This is a genomic window from Streptomyces sp. NPDC007872, assembly GCF_042868165.1.
In the GTDB taxonomy this organism is placed as follows: Bacteria; Actinomycetota; Actinomycetes; order Streptomycetales; family Streptomycetaceae; genus Streptomyces.
In genome coordinates this window covers 15,169-29,708 of sequence record NZ_JBIAEA010000007.1, presented here as the reverse complement: position 1 = coordinate 29,708, position 14,540 = coordinate 15,169, and the positions used below count along the sequence as shown (strand labels likewise).

At 73.6% G+C, this 14,540-nt stretch carries 12 protein-coding genes; 8 read left to right on the top strand and 4 right to left on the bottom strand.

Annotated features, from left to right (window positions below; genetic code table 11):
• Window positions 1-7 precede the first annotated feature (7 nt).
• From ACFYNX_RS24055 to ACFYNX_RS24045, 3 genes are all read left to right on the top strand, one after another.
• The gene (locus tag ACFYNX_RS24055; RefSeq protein ID WP_365540177.1) at window positions 8-1,876 is read left to right on the top strand and encodes an RICIN domain-containing protein; all 1,869 of its coding nucleotides are present in this window, start codon (window positions 8-10) and stop codon (window positions 1,874-1,876) included.
• A gap of 114 nt (window positions 1,877-1,990) precedes the next feature.
• Window positions 1,991-3,670, top strand: a complete 1,680-nt coding sequence (locus ACFYNX_RS24050) for a protein kinase (protein ID WP_388663991.1) — start codon at window positions 1,991-1,993, stop codon at window positions 3,668-3,670.
• Window positions 3,667-4,272 (top strand): hypothetical protein, encoded by a 606-nt coding sequence (locus ACFYNX_RS24045; protein ID WP_388663989.1) that lies wholly within the window; start codon window positions 3,667-3,669, stop codon window positions 4,270-4,272. Before ACFYNX_RS24050 ends, ACFYNX_RS24045 begins: the two co-directional genes overlap by 4 nt.
• On the opposite strand, the gene ACFYNX_RS24040 is transcribed toward ACFYNX_RS24045, so the two are convergent.
• A complete protein-coding gene (locus ACFYNX_RS24040; protein ID WP_388663987.1) occupies window positions 4,253-4,501 on the bottom strand; it encodes a hypothetical protein in 249 nt (82 codons plus the stop codon). The genes ACFYNX_RS24045 and ACFYNX_RS24040 overlap by 20 nt on opposite strands.
• Before the next feature lie 157 nt (window positions 4,502-4,658).
• On the opposite strand from ACFYNX_RS24040, the gene ACFYNX_RS24035 reads away from it, so the two are divergent.
• From ACFYNX_RS24035 to ACFYNX_RS24015, 5 genes are all read left to right on the top strand, one after another.
• On the top strand, window positions 4,659-5,114 hold the full coding sequence (locus tag ACFYNX_RS24035) for a MarR family winged helix-turn-helix transcriptional regulator (RefSeq protein ID WP_365540173.1): 456 nt from the start codon (window positions 4,659-4,661) through the stop codon (window positions 5,112-5,114).
• 48 nt (window positions 5,115-5,162) lie between these two features.
• Entirely contained in the window at window positions 5,163-5,504 is a 342-nt protein-coding gene (locus tag ACFYNX_RS24030; protein WP_388663984.1) for a GNAT family N-acetyltransferase, read from the top strand.
• A gap of 247 nt (window positions 5,505-5,751) precedes the next feature.
• Complete coding sequence (locus ACFYNX_RS24025; protein ID WP_388663982.1) at window positions 5,752-7,161, top strand: family 2B encapsulin nanocompartment shell protein; 1,410 nt, start codon at window positions 5,752-5,754, stop codon at window positions 7,159-7,161.
• A gap of 107 nt (window positions 7,162-7,268) precedes the next feature.
• Window positions 7,269-8,525 (top strand): family 2 encapsulin nanocompartment cargo protein terpene cyclase, encoded by a 1,257-nt coding sequence (locus ACFYNX_RS24020; RefSeq protein ID WP_388663980.1) that lies wholly within the window; start codon window positions 7,269-7,271, stop codon window positions 8,523-8,525.
• A gap of 15 nt (window positions 8,526-8,540) precedes the next feature.
• The gene (locus ACFYNX_RS24015; RefSeq protein WP_388663978.1) at window positions 8,541-9,416 is read left to right on the top strand and encodes a geranyl diphosphate 2-C-methyltransferase; all 876 of its coding nucleotides are present in this window, start codon (window positions 8,541-8,543) and stop codon (window positions 9,414-9,416) included.
• A 94-nt stretch (window positions 9,417-9,510) separates the two neighbouring features.
• Here ACFYNX_RS24015 and meaB read toward each other — a convergent pair whose 3' ends face one another.
• From meaB to ACFYNX_RS24000, 3 genes are read right to left on the bottom strand one after another with little or no spacing between them, the layout of a single operon-like run.
• Window positions 9,511-10,491: a methylmalonyl Co-A mutase-associated GTPase MeaB gene (gene meaB / locus ACFYNX_RS24010; protein ID WP_388663976.1), complete on the bottom strand. Its 981-nt coding sequence runs from the start codon at window positions 10,489-10,491 to the stop codon at window positions 9,511-9,513.
• On the bottom strand, window positions 10,488-12,662 hold the full coding sequence (gene scpA, locus ACFYNX_RS24005; protein WP_388663974.1) for a methylmalonyl-CoA mutase: 2,175 nt from the start codon (window positions 12,660-12,662) through the stop codon (window positions 10,488-10,490). Before scpA ends, meaB begins: the two co-directional genes overlap by 4 nt.
• A complete protein-coding gene (locus ACFYNX_RS24000) occupies window positions 12,659-14,473 on the bottom strand; it encodes a methylmalonyl-CoA mutase family protein (protein ID WP_388663972.1) in 1,815 nt (604 codons plus the stop codon). Before ACFYNX_RS24000 ends, scpA begins: the two co-directional genes overlap by 4 nt.
• Window positions 14,474-14,540 lie beyond the last annotated feature (67 nt).

Here is a 14,540-nt window from a genome sequence, read left to right as displayed (position 1 = left end):
CCGCACCGTGTCCCACCGAACGACCGCACGGGCCCGCGCCGCGGGCGCCGCACTCGTCCTCGCCGTCGCGTGCCTCGGCGCCACCGGCGCCGGCAGCGCCCAGGCCGCCGACCCCACCGCCCAGGTCTGGGTCACCACTCCGGACGGAGCCCGGAAGCTCGCCGCCGAGACCGTCCCCTTCACCGGTACGGTCCAGCCCGTCGACATCCGCGTCGACGCCGGCAGCCGGGGACAGAGGTTCACCGGCGCCGGCGCCTCGGTCACCGAGGCGTCCGCCCACCTCGTCCAGGGCCTGCCCGCCGACAAGCGGGCCGACCTGATGAAGTCGCTCTTCTCCCCGAGCGAGGGCATCGGGCTGAACTACCTGCGCCAGCCGCTGGGCAGCACCGACTTCAACTCCGGCGGCTTCTACACGTACGAGGACACCAAGGGCTCGTTCTCCCTCGCCCGCGACCAGCAGGAGATCATCCCGGTCCTCAGGCAGGCGACCGCCCTCAACCCGGCGATCCGGTTCATGGGCTCCCCCTGGTCGCCGCCCGCCTGGATGAAGACCGGCAACTCGCTCAACGGCGGCGGCCTGAGGGCCGACCAGTACCAGGCGTACGCCGACTACCTGGTCAAGGCGATCAAGGCGTACGGGCAGCAGGGCATCACCCTCACCGACCTCACGGTCCAGAACGAGCCCGAGTTCGCCACCAGTTACCCCTCGACGTCGATGACGGCGGCCGAACAGGCCGCGTTCCTGAAGGTCCTCGACCGGACCCTCACCGCCGCCGGACTGCCGACCAACGTCCTCGCCTACGACCACAACTGGGACCACCCGAACTACCCGCTGGAGGTCTTCGGCTCCACGCAGGGGATCCAGCGCGTCATCGGAGCGGCCTTCCACTGCTACGGCGGGCAGCCCTCCGCCCAGCAGCAGGTCGTCAATGCCGGGAAGCGCGTCTTCTTCACCGAGTGCTCCGGAACCGACAGCGCGAACCCGGCCACCACCTTCGCCGACACCCTCCGGTGGCACGCGGAGAACCTCGTCGTGCAGAACATGCGCAACGGCGGCGAGACCGTCGTCAACTGGAACCTCGCCCTCGACCGGAACGGCGGCCCGCACCAGGGCCACTGCGCCGACCGCTGCAACGGCGTCGTCGAGATCGCGAACGGCGACGTCACCCGCAACGCCGAGTACTACGTCCTCGGCCACGTCACCAAGTTCGTCAAGCCCGGCGCCACCCGGATCGGCTCCACCAGCCAGGGCGCCGGGGGCGTGCAGAACGTCGCCTTCCAGAACCCGGACGGCTCCTTCGCCGCCTACGTCGTCAACACCGCGAGCAGTGATCGGCGCTTCTCCCTGACCGAGGGCGGGAAGTCCCTCGCCTACACCCTCCCGGCCGGCGCCGTGGCGACCGTCGTCTGGACCGGCGGCGGCACTCCCGGCGCTCCGATCGACCCGGCCGCCTGGTACCGCGTCGCCGGCGCCCACAGCGGCGCCTGCCTGGACGCCGCCGACTGGGGCACGGCCGACGGGACCGCCCTCCAGCAGTGGAGCTGCGGCACCGGCACCAACCAGAGGTGGCAGTTCCGTCCCACGAGCGACGGCCACTACCAGGTCGTCAACCAGTTCAACTCCCGCGTCTGGGACGTCGACGGAGGCTCCGGCGCCACCGCCGCCGGCGTCAGGGTCCACCTGTGGGGCTACGTGGGCGGCACCAACCAGCAGTGGCGGCCCGAGGCCGTCGGCACCGGCGGCCGGTACCGCTTCGTCGCCCGCCACAGCGCCAAGTGCCTCGCCGTCGACAACGCCTCGACCGCCGACGGGGCCCGGCTGTCCCAGCAGCCCTGCGACGGTTCGGCCGCCCAGACGTTCACCCTGACGGGCTGATCCCCGGCGCCACCGCTCCCTTCCCGTTGTTCCCCCTCTTCCTCCGGAACCGGCCGTGGCGAGAATCTGTCCCTGTGGGGGAGGACCGCGGCGGTGCCGGGGAGGGGGACGGGGATGAACGCGTGGGTGGTCCCGGGCTACACGGAGACCCGGGAGCTGGGGGCGGGCGCCAGTGGGCGCGTGGTGCTGGCCGTGCACGACGCGACCGGTACGCCGGTGGCCGTGAAGTACCTGGGGGAGCGGCTCCGTTCGGACGGGGCGTTCGTCCACGGCTTCCGCTCCGAGGCCCGGGTGCTCGGCTCGCTCGACAGCCCGTACGTCGTCGGGTTCTACGAGTACGTCGAGGCGCCGCCGGGCGCGGCCATCGTGATGGAGCTGGTGGACGGCGTCGCGCTGCGCGCCCTCCTGTCCCGGGAGGGCGCGACCGGCCCCGAGGCCGCGCTCGTGGTGCTCAAGGGCTCGCTCCTGGGCCTCGCCGCCGCCCACCGGGCGGGCGTCGTGCACCGCGACTACAAGCCCGAGAACGTCCTGGTCGCCGCCGACGGGTCGTCCAAGCTGGTCGACTTCGGGATCGCGACCGGACGCGACAGCAGGCCCGGCGTCGCCGGGACGCCCGCCTACATGGCGCCCGAGCAGTGGAACGGCGCCCCCGCCTCCCCGGCGGCCGACGTCTACGCGGCGACCGCGACCTTCTTCGAGTGCCTGACCGGACGCAAGCCCTTCGCGGGCGACAGCTTCGCCGAGCTCGCCCTCCAGCACCTGGAGGCCCCCGTCCCCGACGGGGAGGCGCCGGAGCCGCTGCGCCCGCTCATCCGGCGGGGCCTCGCCAAGGCGCCGCACGAACGCCCGGAGAACGCCGCCGCGTTCGTCGGCGAACTGGAGTCGGTCGCCACCGCCGCGTACGGCCCGGACTGGGAGGAACGCGGCCGGGGCCGCCTCGCGGCCCTCGCCGCGCTCCTGCCGCTGCTCTTCCCCTCCTCCGGCGGTACGACCCGGGGCACGACCGCGCTCGCCATGACCACGTTCGCCCGGCCGGGGACGCCGCGCCTCCGGCGCCGGTTCCCCCGCGGCCTGCCCGCCGGGGCGGCCGCGCTCGTCCTGGCGCTGCTGCTCGCCCTCGCCGCGCGGGCCGGGGGAGGGGAGCCGGACGGGGACCGGGCCGCGCAGGCCTTCGCGACGACGGACACCGCGTCGAGCACGCCCCCGCCGGATCCGAGTACGTCCTCCCCTCCCGCTCCCTCCCCCTCGCTCTCCTCCGCGTCCACGCCCGCACCCACGCCGACGGATCCCGGACCCTCCGTTCCGCCGGACACGCCCTCCCCGACGGACGGCACGCCGACCGCGACGCCCCCCTCGGCCGCTCCGGCCATTCCGACCGCTCCGACCGCTCCGACCCCGGAACCTCCGTCGACGCCGCCGCCGACCACGCCCCCCACCACTCCGCCGACCACACCCCCGACGGCACCGCCCGTCTCCGTGACGGCCGTCTCCGTCACGGGTCTGCGGCAGACCGGGGCCACCACCGGCGAGGCCACCGTCGAGATCACGACCGACGGCACGGGACCGGTGACGCTCCTCGTCGAGTGGTTCACCGGCGACGAGAAGGGGTCGCCGGGCGCGCCGGACGGCTCCGAGACCCTCCGGCGCGAGGGGGACACCCGGTACACCCTGACGCTCCCGCACGCCTTCCGGGGCTCGGGCTGCTACTGGGGAGCGCGCGCGACCACCGACCCGGCCGCCGCGAACGGCGGTTCCCTCCAGCAGGTCTTCGTCCGACGGTGCGTGATCGCGTGAACGACGACGACTACAGCGCCACCGAACTCGGCAGCCACTGGTTCCAGGGACCGGCGCCGGACCCGGTGCCCGACCGGCGGGAGGGCGAGGTCCTGCGCTTCGGGCCGGGGGTGACCGCGGCCGCCGCCCGCCGCGCCGGGAACGGCCCCACGGCGGTCGAGATCTGGCACGGCACCCTGCCCGGTGCCCCGCCGCCGCGCCCGGCCCGCCCCCGGCGGCTCCGCCGCCACGTGCCCGCCGCGCTGGTCCTGGCCGCCGTCCTGCTCTTCCTCGCCTGGCGGGAGTACGGCCCCGGGGCGGCGGTGCGGGACGTCGCCGTCACCGCCCCCGGGAGCCCGCTGGGCTGCGACGGCACGGCGGACGTCGTGGGCGTCGTGCGCACCGACGGCCGGCCCGGCACCCTGACGTACCACTGGGAACGCAGCGACGGGTCCCGGTCCGCGCCCCTGCGCGAGACCCTGGCCCGGGGGCAGGAGGAGGCCCGGCTCCACCTCCTGTGGACCTTCCGCGGACCCGGCGCCCACCGGGCCGTGGCGCGCCTGGTGATCACGTCGCCCGCCGCCCGCGCGGCCGAGGGGACCTTCACGTACCGCTGCGGGTGAGCGGGCCGTTGCGGGCGGGGTCTCCTCCCCGGCCCGGGGCGAGGGCGGCGAACCGCCTCTCGGTGGCGTCGAGCAGCCGCCGGCGCTGCTCCGGGGTCCTCCCGGTGACGCGGTCGAAGTTGACCCACCGCAGGTTCCGGACGCCGATCTTGCCGAAGGCGCCCTTGAAGAGGATCTTGGTCAGTGGGTCGCGGTACCACCAGCGGTAGGCCTTGTCCGGGGTGGTCATGACGGACAGGACGGTGACCCCGCCGAGGCGAGGGTGTAGGGGTGGTCGAGGACCAGCAGGACGCGCACGGGGACTCCCGGAGGGCGAAGGACCGTTTCCAAGACAACGGTTGCAGTCGAAACGGTTGTCTGTCAAACACCTGGGCTACCCTGACCCCATGGACAACCAGCCGCCGCTGCCCGACGACCTGGCCACGCTCTGGTACCTCACCCGCCGGGTCGCGGGACTCATGGACCGCAACGGAGAGGCGCTGTTCCAGCGGGAGTTGGGCATCTCCCTGGCGCAGTTCCTGGTCCTCTCCGTCATCGACGCCCACCCCGGGACGCTCAACCAGCAGCAGGTCGCCGACCGGCTCGGTCTGACCAAGGGCACCGTCAGCCGCCAGATCGACCACGCGGTCTCCGCGGGCCTCGTGGAGGTCCGGCCGGCCCCGCACAGCCGCCGCGAGAACGCCGTCCGCCTCACCCCGGCCGGCACCGGCCTGGTGCGGCGCGGCGACGCGGCGTTCGACCGGGAGCGCGAGGAGGTGCTGCCGCTCCTCGACCCCGACGACCTGCGCGCCGCCCTCCGCGTCCTCACCCACATGAACGACGCCCTCGGCACGTACCGCTGACGCCCAGGCACCCCCGCTCCCTCCCTCCGCCATCCGAAAGGCACCCCCATGACCCAGCAGACCCCCGCCCCCGACGTACGCCGCGTGGACGCCCGGCACCGCTACGAGATCCTCGTCGACGGCGAACGCGCCGGTCTGACGGCCTACCGCGACCGCGACGACCGGCGGGTCTTCTTCCACACCGAGGTCGACGACGCCTACGCGGGCCAGGGGCTGGCCGCGATCCTCGTCGAGCGGGCCCTCGCCGACGTGCGCGCCTCCGGCCTGCGCATCGTCCCCGTCTGCCCGTACGTGGCGAAGTTCCTTAAGAAGCACGAGGAGTTCGCCGACATCACCGACCCGGTGACCCCCGAGGTCCTCCAGTGGCTGGACGCCCAGTCGGGGCGCTGACCCCGGACGTCGGCCGACACGCGAACGGATGGCTCGAAAACCTACGTTCGGGCAGGTAAACCCTGTTCGGATCAAGATCACTGCATGGAGGTAAAGACCCCGTTCCCATGGGGTGGGCCGGGTGCGTCGGCCGTTACTGTTCCCCGGGATCCGGGCGAACCGCCGGATCCCCGCACCCCGTTTCTCCTTGCGGCGGTGGGACGCGCCCGGGCGCCGATCACCGCCTTCGTGGAAGAGAGCCCGCCCGATGACCGTTGACGACCGCCCGGAAGCGCGGCCCGCGCCGCCCAGGCAGTCCAGTCTGAGCACCGCGGCCGCCCGCGGGCTCGCCCACACGGCCAAGTCCGCCCCGCAGACGCAGGAGATCACCTCCCGCTGGCTGCTGCGGATGCTCCCCTGGGTGGAGGCCAGGGGCGGCGCCTACCGGGTGAACCGCCGGCTCAGCCACACCGTCGGCGACGGGCGCGTCGAGTTCGTCCAGGACGGCGCCCGGGTCCGGGTCGTCCCGCGCGAACTCGGCGAACTGGCCCTCCTGCGGGGCTTCGACGACGAGCGGGTGCTGACCGCGCTCGCCGCCCGGTGCGTCCAGCGCGACTTCCGGGCCGGCGAGGTGCTGGTCCGGCACGGCGAGCCCGCCGAGGGCATCCACCTGATCGCCCACGGCCGGATCGGCCGGACCTGTCCGGGCAAGTACGGCGGCGAGGACACCGTCGCCGTCCTCGCCGACGGCGACCACTTCGGCGAGAGCGCCCTCCTCGACGCCGGCGCACGCTGGGGCGGCACCGCCACCGCCGAGACCGCCGGCACCCTGCTCACCCTCTCCCACGCCGACTTCGCCGCCGTCCTGGCCTCGGCGCCCGGCCTCCAGGCCCACGTCCGGGAGCTCGGCTCCCGGGCCCACCTGCCGAAGAACAAGTACGGCGAGGCCGCGATCCCGATGTCGTCCGGCCACACCGGCGAGGTCGCGCTGCCGGGCGCCTTCGTCGACTACGAGCTCGCGCCGCGCGAGTACGAACTCTCCGTCGCCCAGACCGTCCTCAAGGTCCACACCCGCGTCGCCGACCTCTACAACGGCCCGATGAACCAGACCGAGGAACAGCTCAGGCTGACCGTCGAGGCGCTGCGCGAGCGCCAGGAGCACGAGCTGATCAACAACCGGGAGTTCGGCCTCCTCCACAACGCCGACTTCAAGCAGCGGATCCAGCCGCACTCCGGCCCGCCCACCCCGGACGACCTCGACGAGCTGCTCACCCGCCGCCGGGGCACCCGGTTCTTCCTCGCCCACCCCCGCACGATCGCGGCGATCGGACGCGAGCTCAACGCCCGCGGCGTCTACCCCGGCCACGTCGACCTCCACGGCCGCCGCGTCCGGTCCTGGCGCGGGGTCCCGATCCTGCCCTGCGACAAGATCCCCATCAGCGCGGAGAACACCAGCTCGATCCTCGCCCTGCGCACCGGCGAGGACGACCAGGGCGTCATCGGCCTGTGGCAGACCGGCCTGGCGGAGGAGTACGAACCGGGCCTCTCGGTCCGCTTCATGGGCATCGACGAGAAGTCGATCATCTCCTACCTGGTCACCACCTACTACTCCGCCGCCGTCCTGGCGCCCAACGCGCTCGGCGTCCTGGAGAACGTGGAGATCGCCCGCAGGCGCTGAGGCCCCGGCGCCCCGCGCACCCGCCCGTTCAGCACCGCCCGGCGCCCCCGGGCCGGGCGAGCACGCCCGGAACCGGGCGGCCCGCCCACCCCTCCAAGGAGTCACGGATGCCCGAGCCCGGGCCCTCCCCCCTGCGGCCGACCCTGCCCACGGCCGCGTCCCACGCGCTCACCCTGCCCACCGCGCCCCCTGCCCCCGCCGTCCCCGCCACTTCCGCGGTCCCCACCGTCCCCGCCGCCTCCGCCGTCCCCGAAGCCCCGCCCCGGCCCGCCCTCGAACGGATCCTGCGCGGTCCCAGCGGCCTGGGCACGGCGGGCCTCTCCCTGGTCCCGCGCGCGGAACCCCCCTCGTCGGAGAAGCCGGCGGCGTCGGCGGACCCGGCGGAAGGCCGCCCGATCCCCGGCCTCTACTTCCACCCGGTGCCGGAGCCCGACCCCGCGCGCGTGGCGGAGGTCAGCCGCCGCATCAAGGAGTGGGCGGTCGACGAGGTCGACCTCTTCCCCGACGACTGGGAGGGGGAGTTCGACGGCTTCCTGGTCGGCCGCTACATGGTCGCCTGCCACCCCGACGCCCCGACCGTCGACCACCTGATGGTCGCCACCCGCCTCATGGTCGCCGAGAACGCGGTCGACGACTGCTACTGCGAGGACCACGGCGGTTCCCCCGTCGGACTCGGCGGCCGCCTCCTCCTCGCCCACACCGCCCTCGACCCGCTGCACACCACGTCGGCCTACCAAGCGCCGTGGGCGGACTCGCTCCACGCGGACGCCCCCCGGCGCGCGTACCGCTCCGCGATGGAGTACTTCGTCCGGCAGGCCACCCCCTCCCAGGCCGACCGGTACCGGCACGACATGGCCCGGCTGCACCTGGGCTACCTCGCCGAGGCCGCCTGGGCCGAGACCGACCACCTGCCGGAGGTGTGGGAGTACCTCGCGATGCGGCAGTTCAACAACTTCCGCCCCTGCCCCACCATCACCGACACCGTCGGCGGCTACGAACTCCCCGCCGACCTGCACGCCCAGCCGGCCATGCAGCGGGTCCTCGCCCTCGCCGGCAACGCCAGCACCATCGTCAACGACCTGTACTCGTACACCAAGGAACTCGACAGCCCAGGCCGCCACCTGAACCTGCCCGTGGTGCTCGCCGAACGCGAGTCGCTCTCCGAGAAGGACGCCTACCTGAAGGCGGTCGAGGTCCACAACGACCTCATGCGCGACTTCGAGGCCGAGGCCGCCGCCCTGGCCGCCGCCTGCCCCGTCCCGAGCGTGCTGCGCTTCCTGCGGGGCGTGGCCGTGTGGGTCGACGGCAACCACCACTGGCACCGGACCAACACCTACCGCTACAGCCTGCCCGACTTCTGGTAAGAAACGGAAACCTCAGTGACCAGCACCGACACGACCACCACCGCCGCGTTCGTCCCCGGCCCCGCGACCCCCTACCAGGGCGACATCGCGCGCTACTGGAACGCCGAGGCCCGGCCCGTGAACCTGCGCCTCGGCGACGTCGACGGGCTCTACCACCACCACTACGGCGTCGGCGACGTCGACCGCGCCGCCCTCGGGGACCCGGAGGACAGCGCGTACGAGAAGAGGCTCGTCGCCGAGCTGCACCGCCTGGAGTCGGCGCAGACCGACGTCCTCCTCGACCACCTCGGGGACATCGGCCGCGAGGACACCCTCGTCGACGCCGGCTGCGGCCGGGGCGGTTCGAGCGTCATGGCCCACCAGCGCTTCGGCTGCACGGTCGAGGGCGTCACCCTCTCCTCCGCGCAGGCCGAGTTCGGCAACCGGCGCGCGAAGGAGCTGGGCATCGAGGACCACGTCCGCGCCCGCGTCTGCAACATGCTCGACACCCCGTTCGAGAAGGGCGGCGTCGCCGCCTCCTGGAACAACGAGTCGAGCATGTACGTCGACCTGGACGACCTCTTCGCCGAGCACGCCCGGTTCCTGAAGGTCGGCGGCCGGTACGTCACCATCACCGGCTGCTGGAACCCGAAGTACGGCCAGCCGTCGAAGTGGGTCTCGCAGATCAACGCGCACTTCGAGTGCAACATCCACTCCCGCCGGGAGTACCTGCGGGCGATGGCCGACAACCGGCTCGTCCCGCAGGCCGTCGTCGACCTGACCCCGGCGACCCTGCCCTACTGGGAGCTGCGGGCCACGTCGTCGCTGGTCACCGGCATCGAGGAGGCGTTCATCGAGTCGTACAAGGACGGCTCCTTCCAGTACGTCCTGATCGCGGCCGACCGGGTCTGACCGGGGTCGCGCCACCGGAACGCGCCGGGGGCGACCGGACCGACCTCCTACGGTCCCGTCACCCCCGGCGTCGGTCGTTCCCGCCGGACAGGCCCTAGTCGGAGTCCCCGAACGCCTTCAGGACGCGTTCGGCGGCCAGTGTCGCCGTCAGCTCGCCGTCCCTGACCTGTCGCTCCAGGAGCGGTGCGAGCTCCTGGACCGCCGGGTTCGTGCGCAGCCGGTCGAGGAGCTCCTCGCGGACCATGGTCCAGGTCCAGTCGACCTGCTGGTCCTGCCGCTTGGCGGCGAGGCGGCCGGTCGAGTCGAGCAGGGTGCGGTGCTGCTCCAGGCGTCCCCACACGTCGTCGAGGCCCGAGGACTCCCGGGCGCTGCAACTGAGCACCGGCGGCGTCCAGAACGCGTCGGCGCCGTGCATCAGCCGCAGGGCGCCCGCCAGTTCGCGCGCGGCGGCCCGCGCGTCGCGCTCGTGCGGGCCGTCCGCCTTGTTGACGGCGACCACGTCGGCCAGCTCCAGGACGCCCTTCTTGATGCCCTGGAGCTGGTCGCCGGTGCGGGCCAGGGTGAGCAGCAGGAAGGAGTCGACCATGTTGGCGACGGCCGTCTCCGACTGCCCGACGCCCACCGTCTCCACCAGGACCACGTCGTACCCCGCCGCCTCCATGACGACGATCGACTCCCGGGTCGCCTTCGCGACCCCGCCGAGCGTGCCGGCGGTGGGGGAGGGGCGGACGAAGGCCGCCGGGTCGACGGCGAGCCGCTCCATCCGCGTCTTGTCGCCGAGGATGGAGCCGCCCGTACGGCTCGACGACGGGTCGACGGCGAGGACCGCCACCCGGTGGCCGAGCCCGGTCAGCATCGTCCCGAACGCGTCGATGAAGGTCGACTTGCCGACCCCGGGCACCCCGCTGATCCCGATCCGCACCGCCCGGCCGCTGTGCGGCAGCAGCTCGGTGAGCAGCTCCTGGGCGAGGGCCCGGTGCTGGGGCCGGGTGGACTCGACGAGGGTGATCGCCCGGGCGATCAGCGCGCGCTTCCCGTCGAGCACCCCCTTCACGTACGTGTCGAGTCCGATCACAGGTCGTGCCCGAGTCCGGCGGCGAGGCGCGTCACCAGGTCGTGGGCCGCGTCCGGGATGACGGTGCCGGGCGGGAAGACCGCCGCCGCGCCCATCTCCAGGAGCGTCGCCACGTCCTGCGGGGGAATCACCCCGCCGACCACGATCATGATGTCCTCGCGGCCCTCCGCCGCCAGCTCCTCCCGGAGCGCCGGCACGAGGGTCAGGTGACCCGCGGCCAGCGAGGAGACCCCGACGATGTGCACGTCCGCCTCGACGGCCTGGCGGGCGACCTCGGCCGGGGTCTGGAACAGCGGGCCGACGTCCACGTCGAAGCCCAGGTCGGCGAAGGCCGTGGCGATCACCTTCTGGCCGCGGTCGTGGCCGTCCTGGCCCATCTTGGCGACCAGGATGCGCGGACGCCGTCCCTCGGCCTCGCCGAAGGCGTCGACCAGGGTCCGGGTGCGCTCCACGGAGGGGGACTCGCCGGCTTCGTTGCGGTACACACCGGAAATGGTACGGATCTGGCCCGCGTGGCGCCCGTACACCTTCTCCAGGGCGTCCGAGATCTCGCCGACGGTGGCCTTCGCGCGGGCCGCGTTCACGGCCAGTTCGAGGAGGTTCCCCCCACCGCCCGCCGCACGGGTGAGCGCGTCGAGCGCGTCCCGGCAGGCGGTCTCGTCCCGCTCCTCGCGCAGCCGGCGCAGCTTGGCGATCTGCTGGGCGCGCACGGAGGAGTTGTCGACCTTGAGCACGTCGATCTGCTCGTCGGTCTCCACCCGGTACTTGTTGACGCCGATCACCGGCTGCCGGCCGGAGTCGATCCGGGCCTGGGTGCGGGCCGCGGCCTCCTCCACGCGCAGCTTGGGGATGCCCGCGTCGATGGCCTTCGCCATGCCGCCGGCCCCCTCGACCTCCTGGATGTGCTGCCAGGCGCGGCGCGCGAGGTCGTAGGTCAGCCGCTCGACGTACGCGCTGCCGCCCCACGGGTCGATGGTCCGGCAGGTGCCCGACTCCTGCTGGAGGAGGAGCTGGGTGTTGCGGGCGATGCGCGCCGAGAAGTCGGTCGGCAGGGCGAGCGCCTCGTCGAGCGCGTTGGTGTGCAGCGACTGGGTGTGGCCCTGGGTCGCCGCCATCGCCTCCACGCAGGTGCGGGTGACGTTGTTGAAGACGTCCTGGGCGGTCAGCGACCAGCCGGAGGTCTGCGAATGCGTGCGCAGGGAGAGGGACTTGGTGTTCTTCGGGTCGAACTGCCTCACCAGCTTGGCCCACAGGAGGCGGGCCGCGCGCAGCTTGGCGACCTCCATGAAGAAGTTCATGCCGATCGCCCAGAAGAACGACAGGCGCGGGGCGAACGCGTCCACGTCGAGCCCGGCCTCGCGGCCCGCGCGGATGTACTCGACGCCGTCCGCGAGCGTGTACGCCAGCTCCAGGTCGGCCGTCGCGCCCGCCTCCTGGATGTGGTAGCCCGAGATGGAGATCGAGTTGTAGCGCGGCATCCGCTGCGAGGTGTAGGCGAAGATGTCGGAGATGATCCGCATCGAAGGCCCGGGCGGGTAGATGTACGTGTTGCGGACCATGAACTCCTTGAGGATGTCGTTCTGGATGGTCCCGGCCAGCTTCTCGGGCGGTACGCCCTGCTCCTCGGCGGCCACGATGTAGAGCGCGAGGACCGGCAGGACGGCGCCGTTCATCGTCATCGACACCGTCATGCGGTCCAGCGGGATGCCGTCGAACAACTGGCGCATGTCGTAGATCGAGTCGATGGCGACGCCCGCCATGCCGACGTCGCCGGTGACGCGCGGGTGGTCGCTGTCGTAGCCGCGGTGGGTCGGCAGGTCGAAGGCGACCGACAGGCCCTTCTGTCCGGCCGCCAGGTTGCGCCGGTAGAAGGCGTTGGACTCCTCGGCGGTGGAGAAGCCCGCGTACTGGCGGATCGTCCAGGGCTGGTTGACGTACATCGTCGGGTACGGGCCGCGCAGGTACGGCGCCATGCCCGGACGGGTGTCCAGGAAGTCGAGGCCCTCCAGGTCCTGCCCGGTGTAGAGCGGCTTGACGCCGATGCCCTCCGGGGTCTCCCAGAGCAGGTCGTCGCCGCCGGCCGCCTTCTTGACGGCCGTGCGCCACTCGTCGGGGCCGCCGGCGGCGGCGGGCGGCCCGAGTTCGATCCCGGAGAAGTCGGGGACGGTCATCGGGACACTCCCATGCGGTCGAGGGCGGTGGAGAGCAGGGCGACGGCGTCACAGCCCGCGAAGAGGTAGGTGTCGACACCGGAGTACCGCGCGGGGCGGCCGGCGAGGAGGACGTGCTCCGCCCCCGCCGCGCGCAGCCCGGCCGCGGTCTCCTCCGCCCGCTCCTCGTACAGCGCGTCGCTGGAGCAGAGGCAGGCCTCGCGGGCGCCGCTCTCCTCGAACGTGCCCTCGGTGACCGGCTCGATGCCGCCCGCCTGGAAGAGGTTGGCGGCGAACGTCAGCCGGGCCGAGTGCGCGGCCGCCGGGCCGAGCGCGGCCAGGTAGACCCGGGGCCGGGCGCCGGTCGCGGCGAGGTGGGCGTCGGACCGGGCGCGCAGCGCCTCGTACGCCTCGTCGCGCCGGACGCGGGGCAGACCGCCGGAGGGCGGCTCGGGCGCGGGGGCGCGCTCGACGGGCTTCTCCGCGAGGTGCGGGAACTCGCTGACGCCGGTGATCGGTTCGCGGCGGGTGGCGAGCTTCTTGCTCCGGGCGGCCCAGGTCGCGGCCAGGCGCTCGCCGGTGAAGCCGGAGCGCAGGGCGGCCTCCTGGCCGCCCTCCCGCTCGATCGTGCGGAAGAACTCCCAGGCGGCGTGCGCCAGTTCGTCGGTGAGCCGCTCCACGTACCAGGAGCCGCCGGCCGGGTCGACGACCCGGGCGAGGTGGGACTCCTCGATGAGGACGGTGGAGGTGTTGCGGGCGATGCGGCGGGCGAAGGCGTCCGGCAGGCCGAGCGCGTCGTCGAAGGGCAGCACGGTGACGCTCTCCGCGCCGCCGACCCCGGCGGCGAGCGTGGCGATCGTGGTGCGCAGCATGTTCACCCACGGGTCGCGGCGGGTCATCATCACCGGCGAGGTCACCGCGTGCTGGCGCTGCGCGCCCGCCTCCGGGGCGCCGGAGGCCTCGGCCACCCGGGCCCAGAGCCGGCGCGCCGCGCGGAGCTTGGCGATCGTCAGGAACTGGTCGGCGGTGGCCGCGTAACGGAACCCGACCTGCCCGAGGGCCTCCGTGACGCTCAGGCCCGCCCCGGTGAGTCCGCGCAGGTAGGCCACGCCGGTCGCGAGGGAGCAGCCCAGCTCCTGCGCGGCCGAGCCGCCCGCCTCGTGGTACGGCAGGGCGTCCACGGTCAGGGCCCGCAGGCCCGGGTACCCGTCGGCGCAGCGGCGCGCGAGACCGGCGACGGACGCGAGGTCGTACGCCTGCCGGCCCGTGCGGGCCTCGTGGCCCAGCGGGTCCGCGCCCAGGTTGCCCCGGGCCGCGTCCGGGGCGACGCCCCGCTCCTCGTACAGGCGCAGGAGGCGCTCGGCGGCGGCCGCGGTCTCGTCGCCCGCGTCGAGGACGACGGGCGCGAGGTCGAGGTAGACGCCGTCGAGGGTCCGGTCCAGGGCGTCGACCGGGATGCCCGTGCCGCCGACGCCCAGCCAGAGGGAGGTGACGCCGTTCTCCAGGTCGGAGAGGACCGCGCCGTTGTCGGCGGTCAGGTGGCGCTGGCGCACGTCCCAGCCGCCGGTGGTGTTGCCCTCGGCCCGGCCGCCGCGCACGAAGGGCGCGAAGCCGGGCAGGCCGGGGTCGGGCGCGGCATCGCGCGCGGTGTACAGCGGGCGCGTGTCGAGGCCGTCCTCCAGCAGGGTGGACAGGGCGTCCTCGGCTTCGGCGCCGGAGACCTCCTTGCCCGATTTGCGCAGGACGCCCGCCACGAGGTTTTGCCACTGCTCATGTGGCGCGTCTGGGAATTCGGACGCCAGGGAAAGCCCGTCGTCAGGCAGGACCGTCATGCTCGGATGCTAGGGGAGATCGACAAGCGAGCAGGAGAGCGCACGACTGTGACCTTCTTCTCTTCAC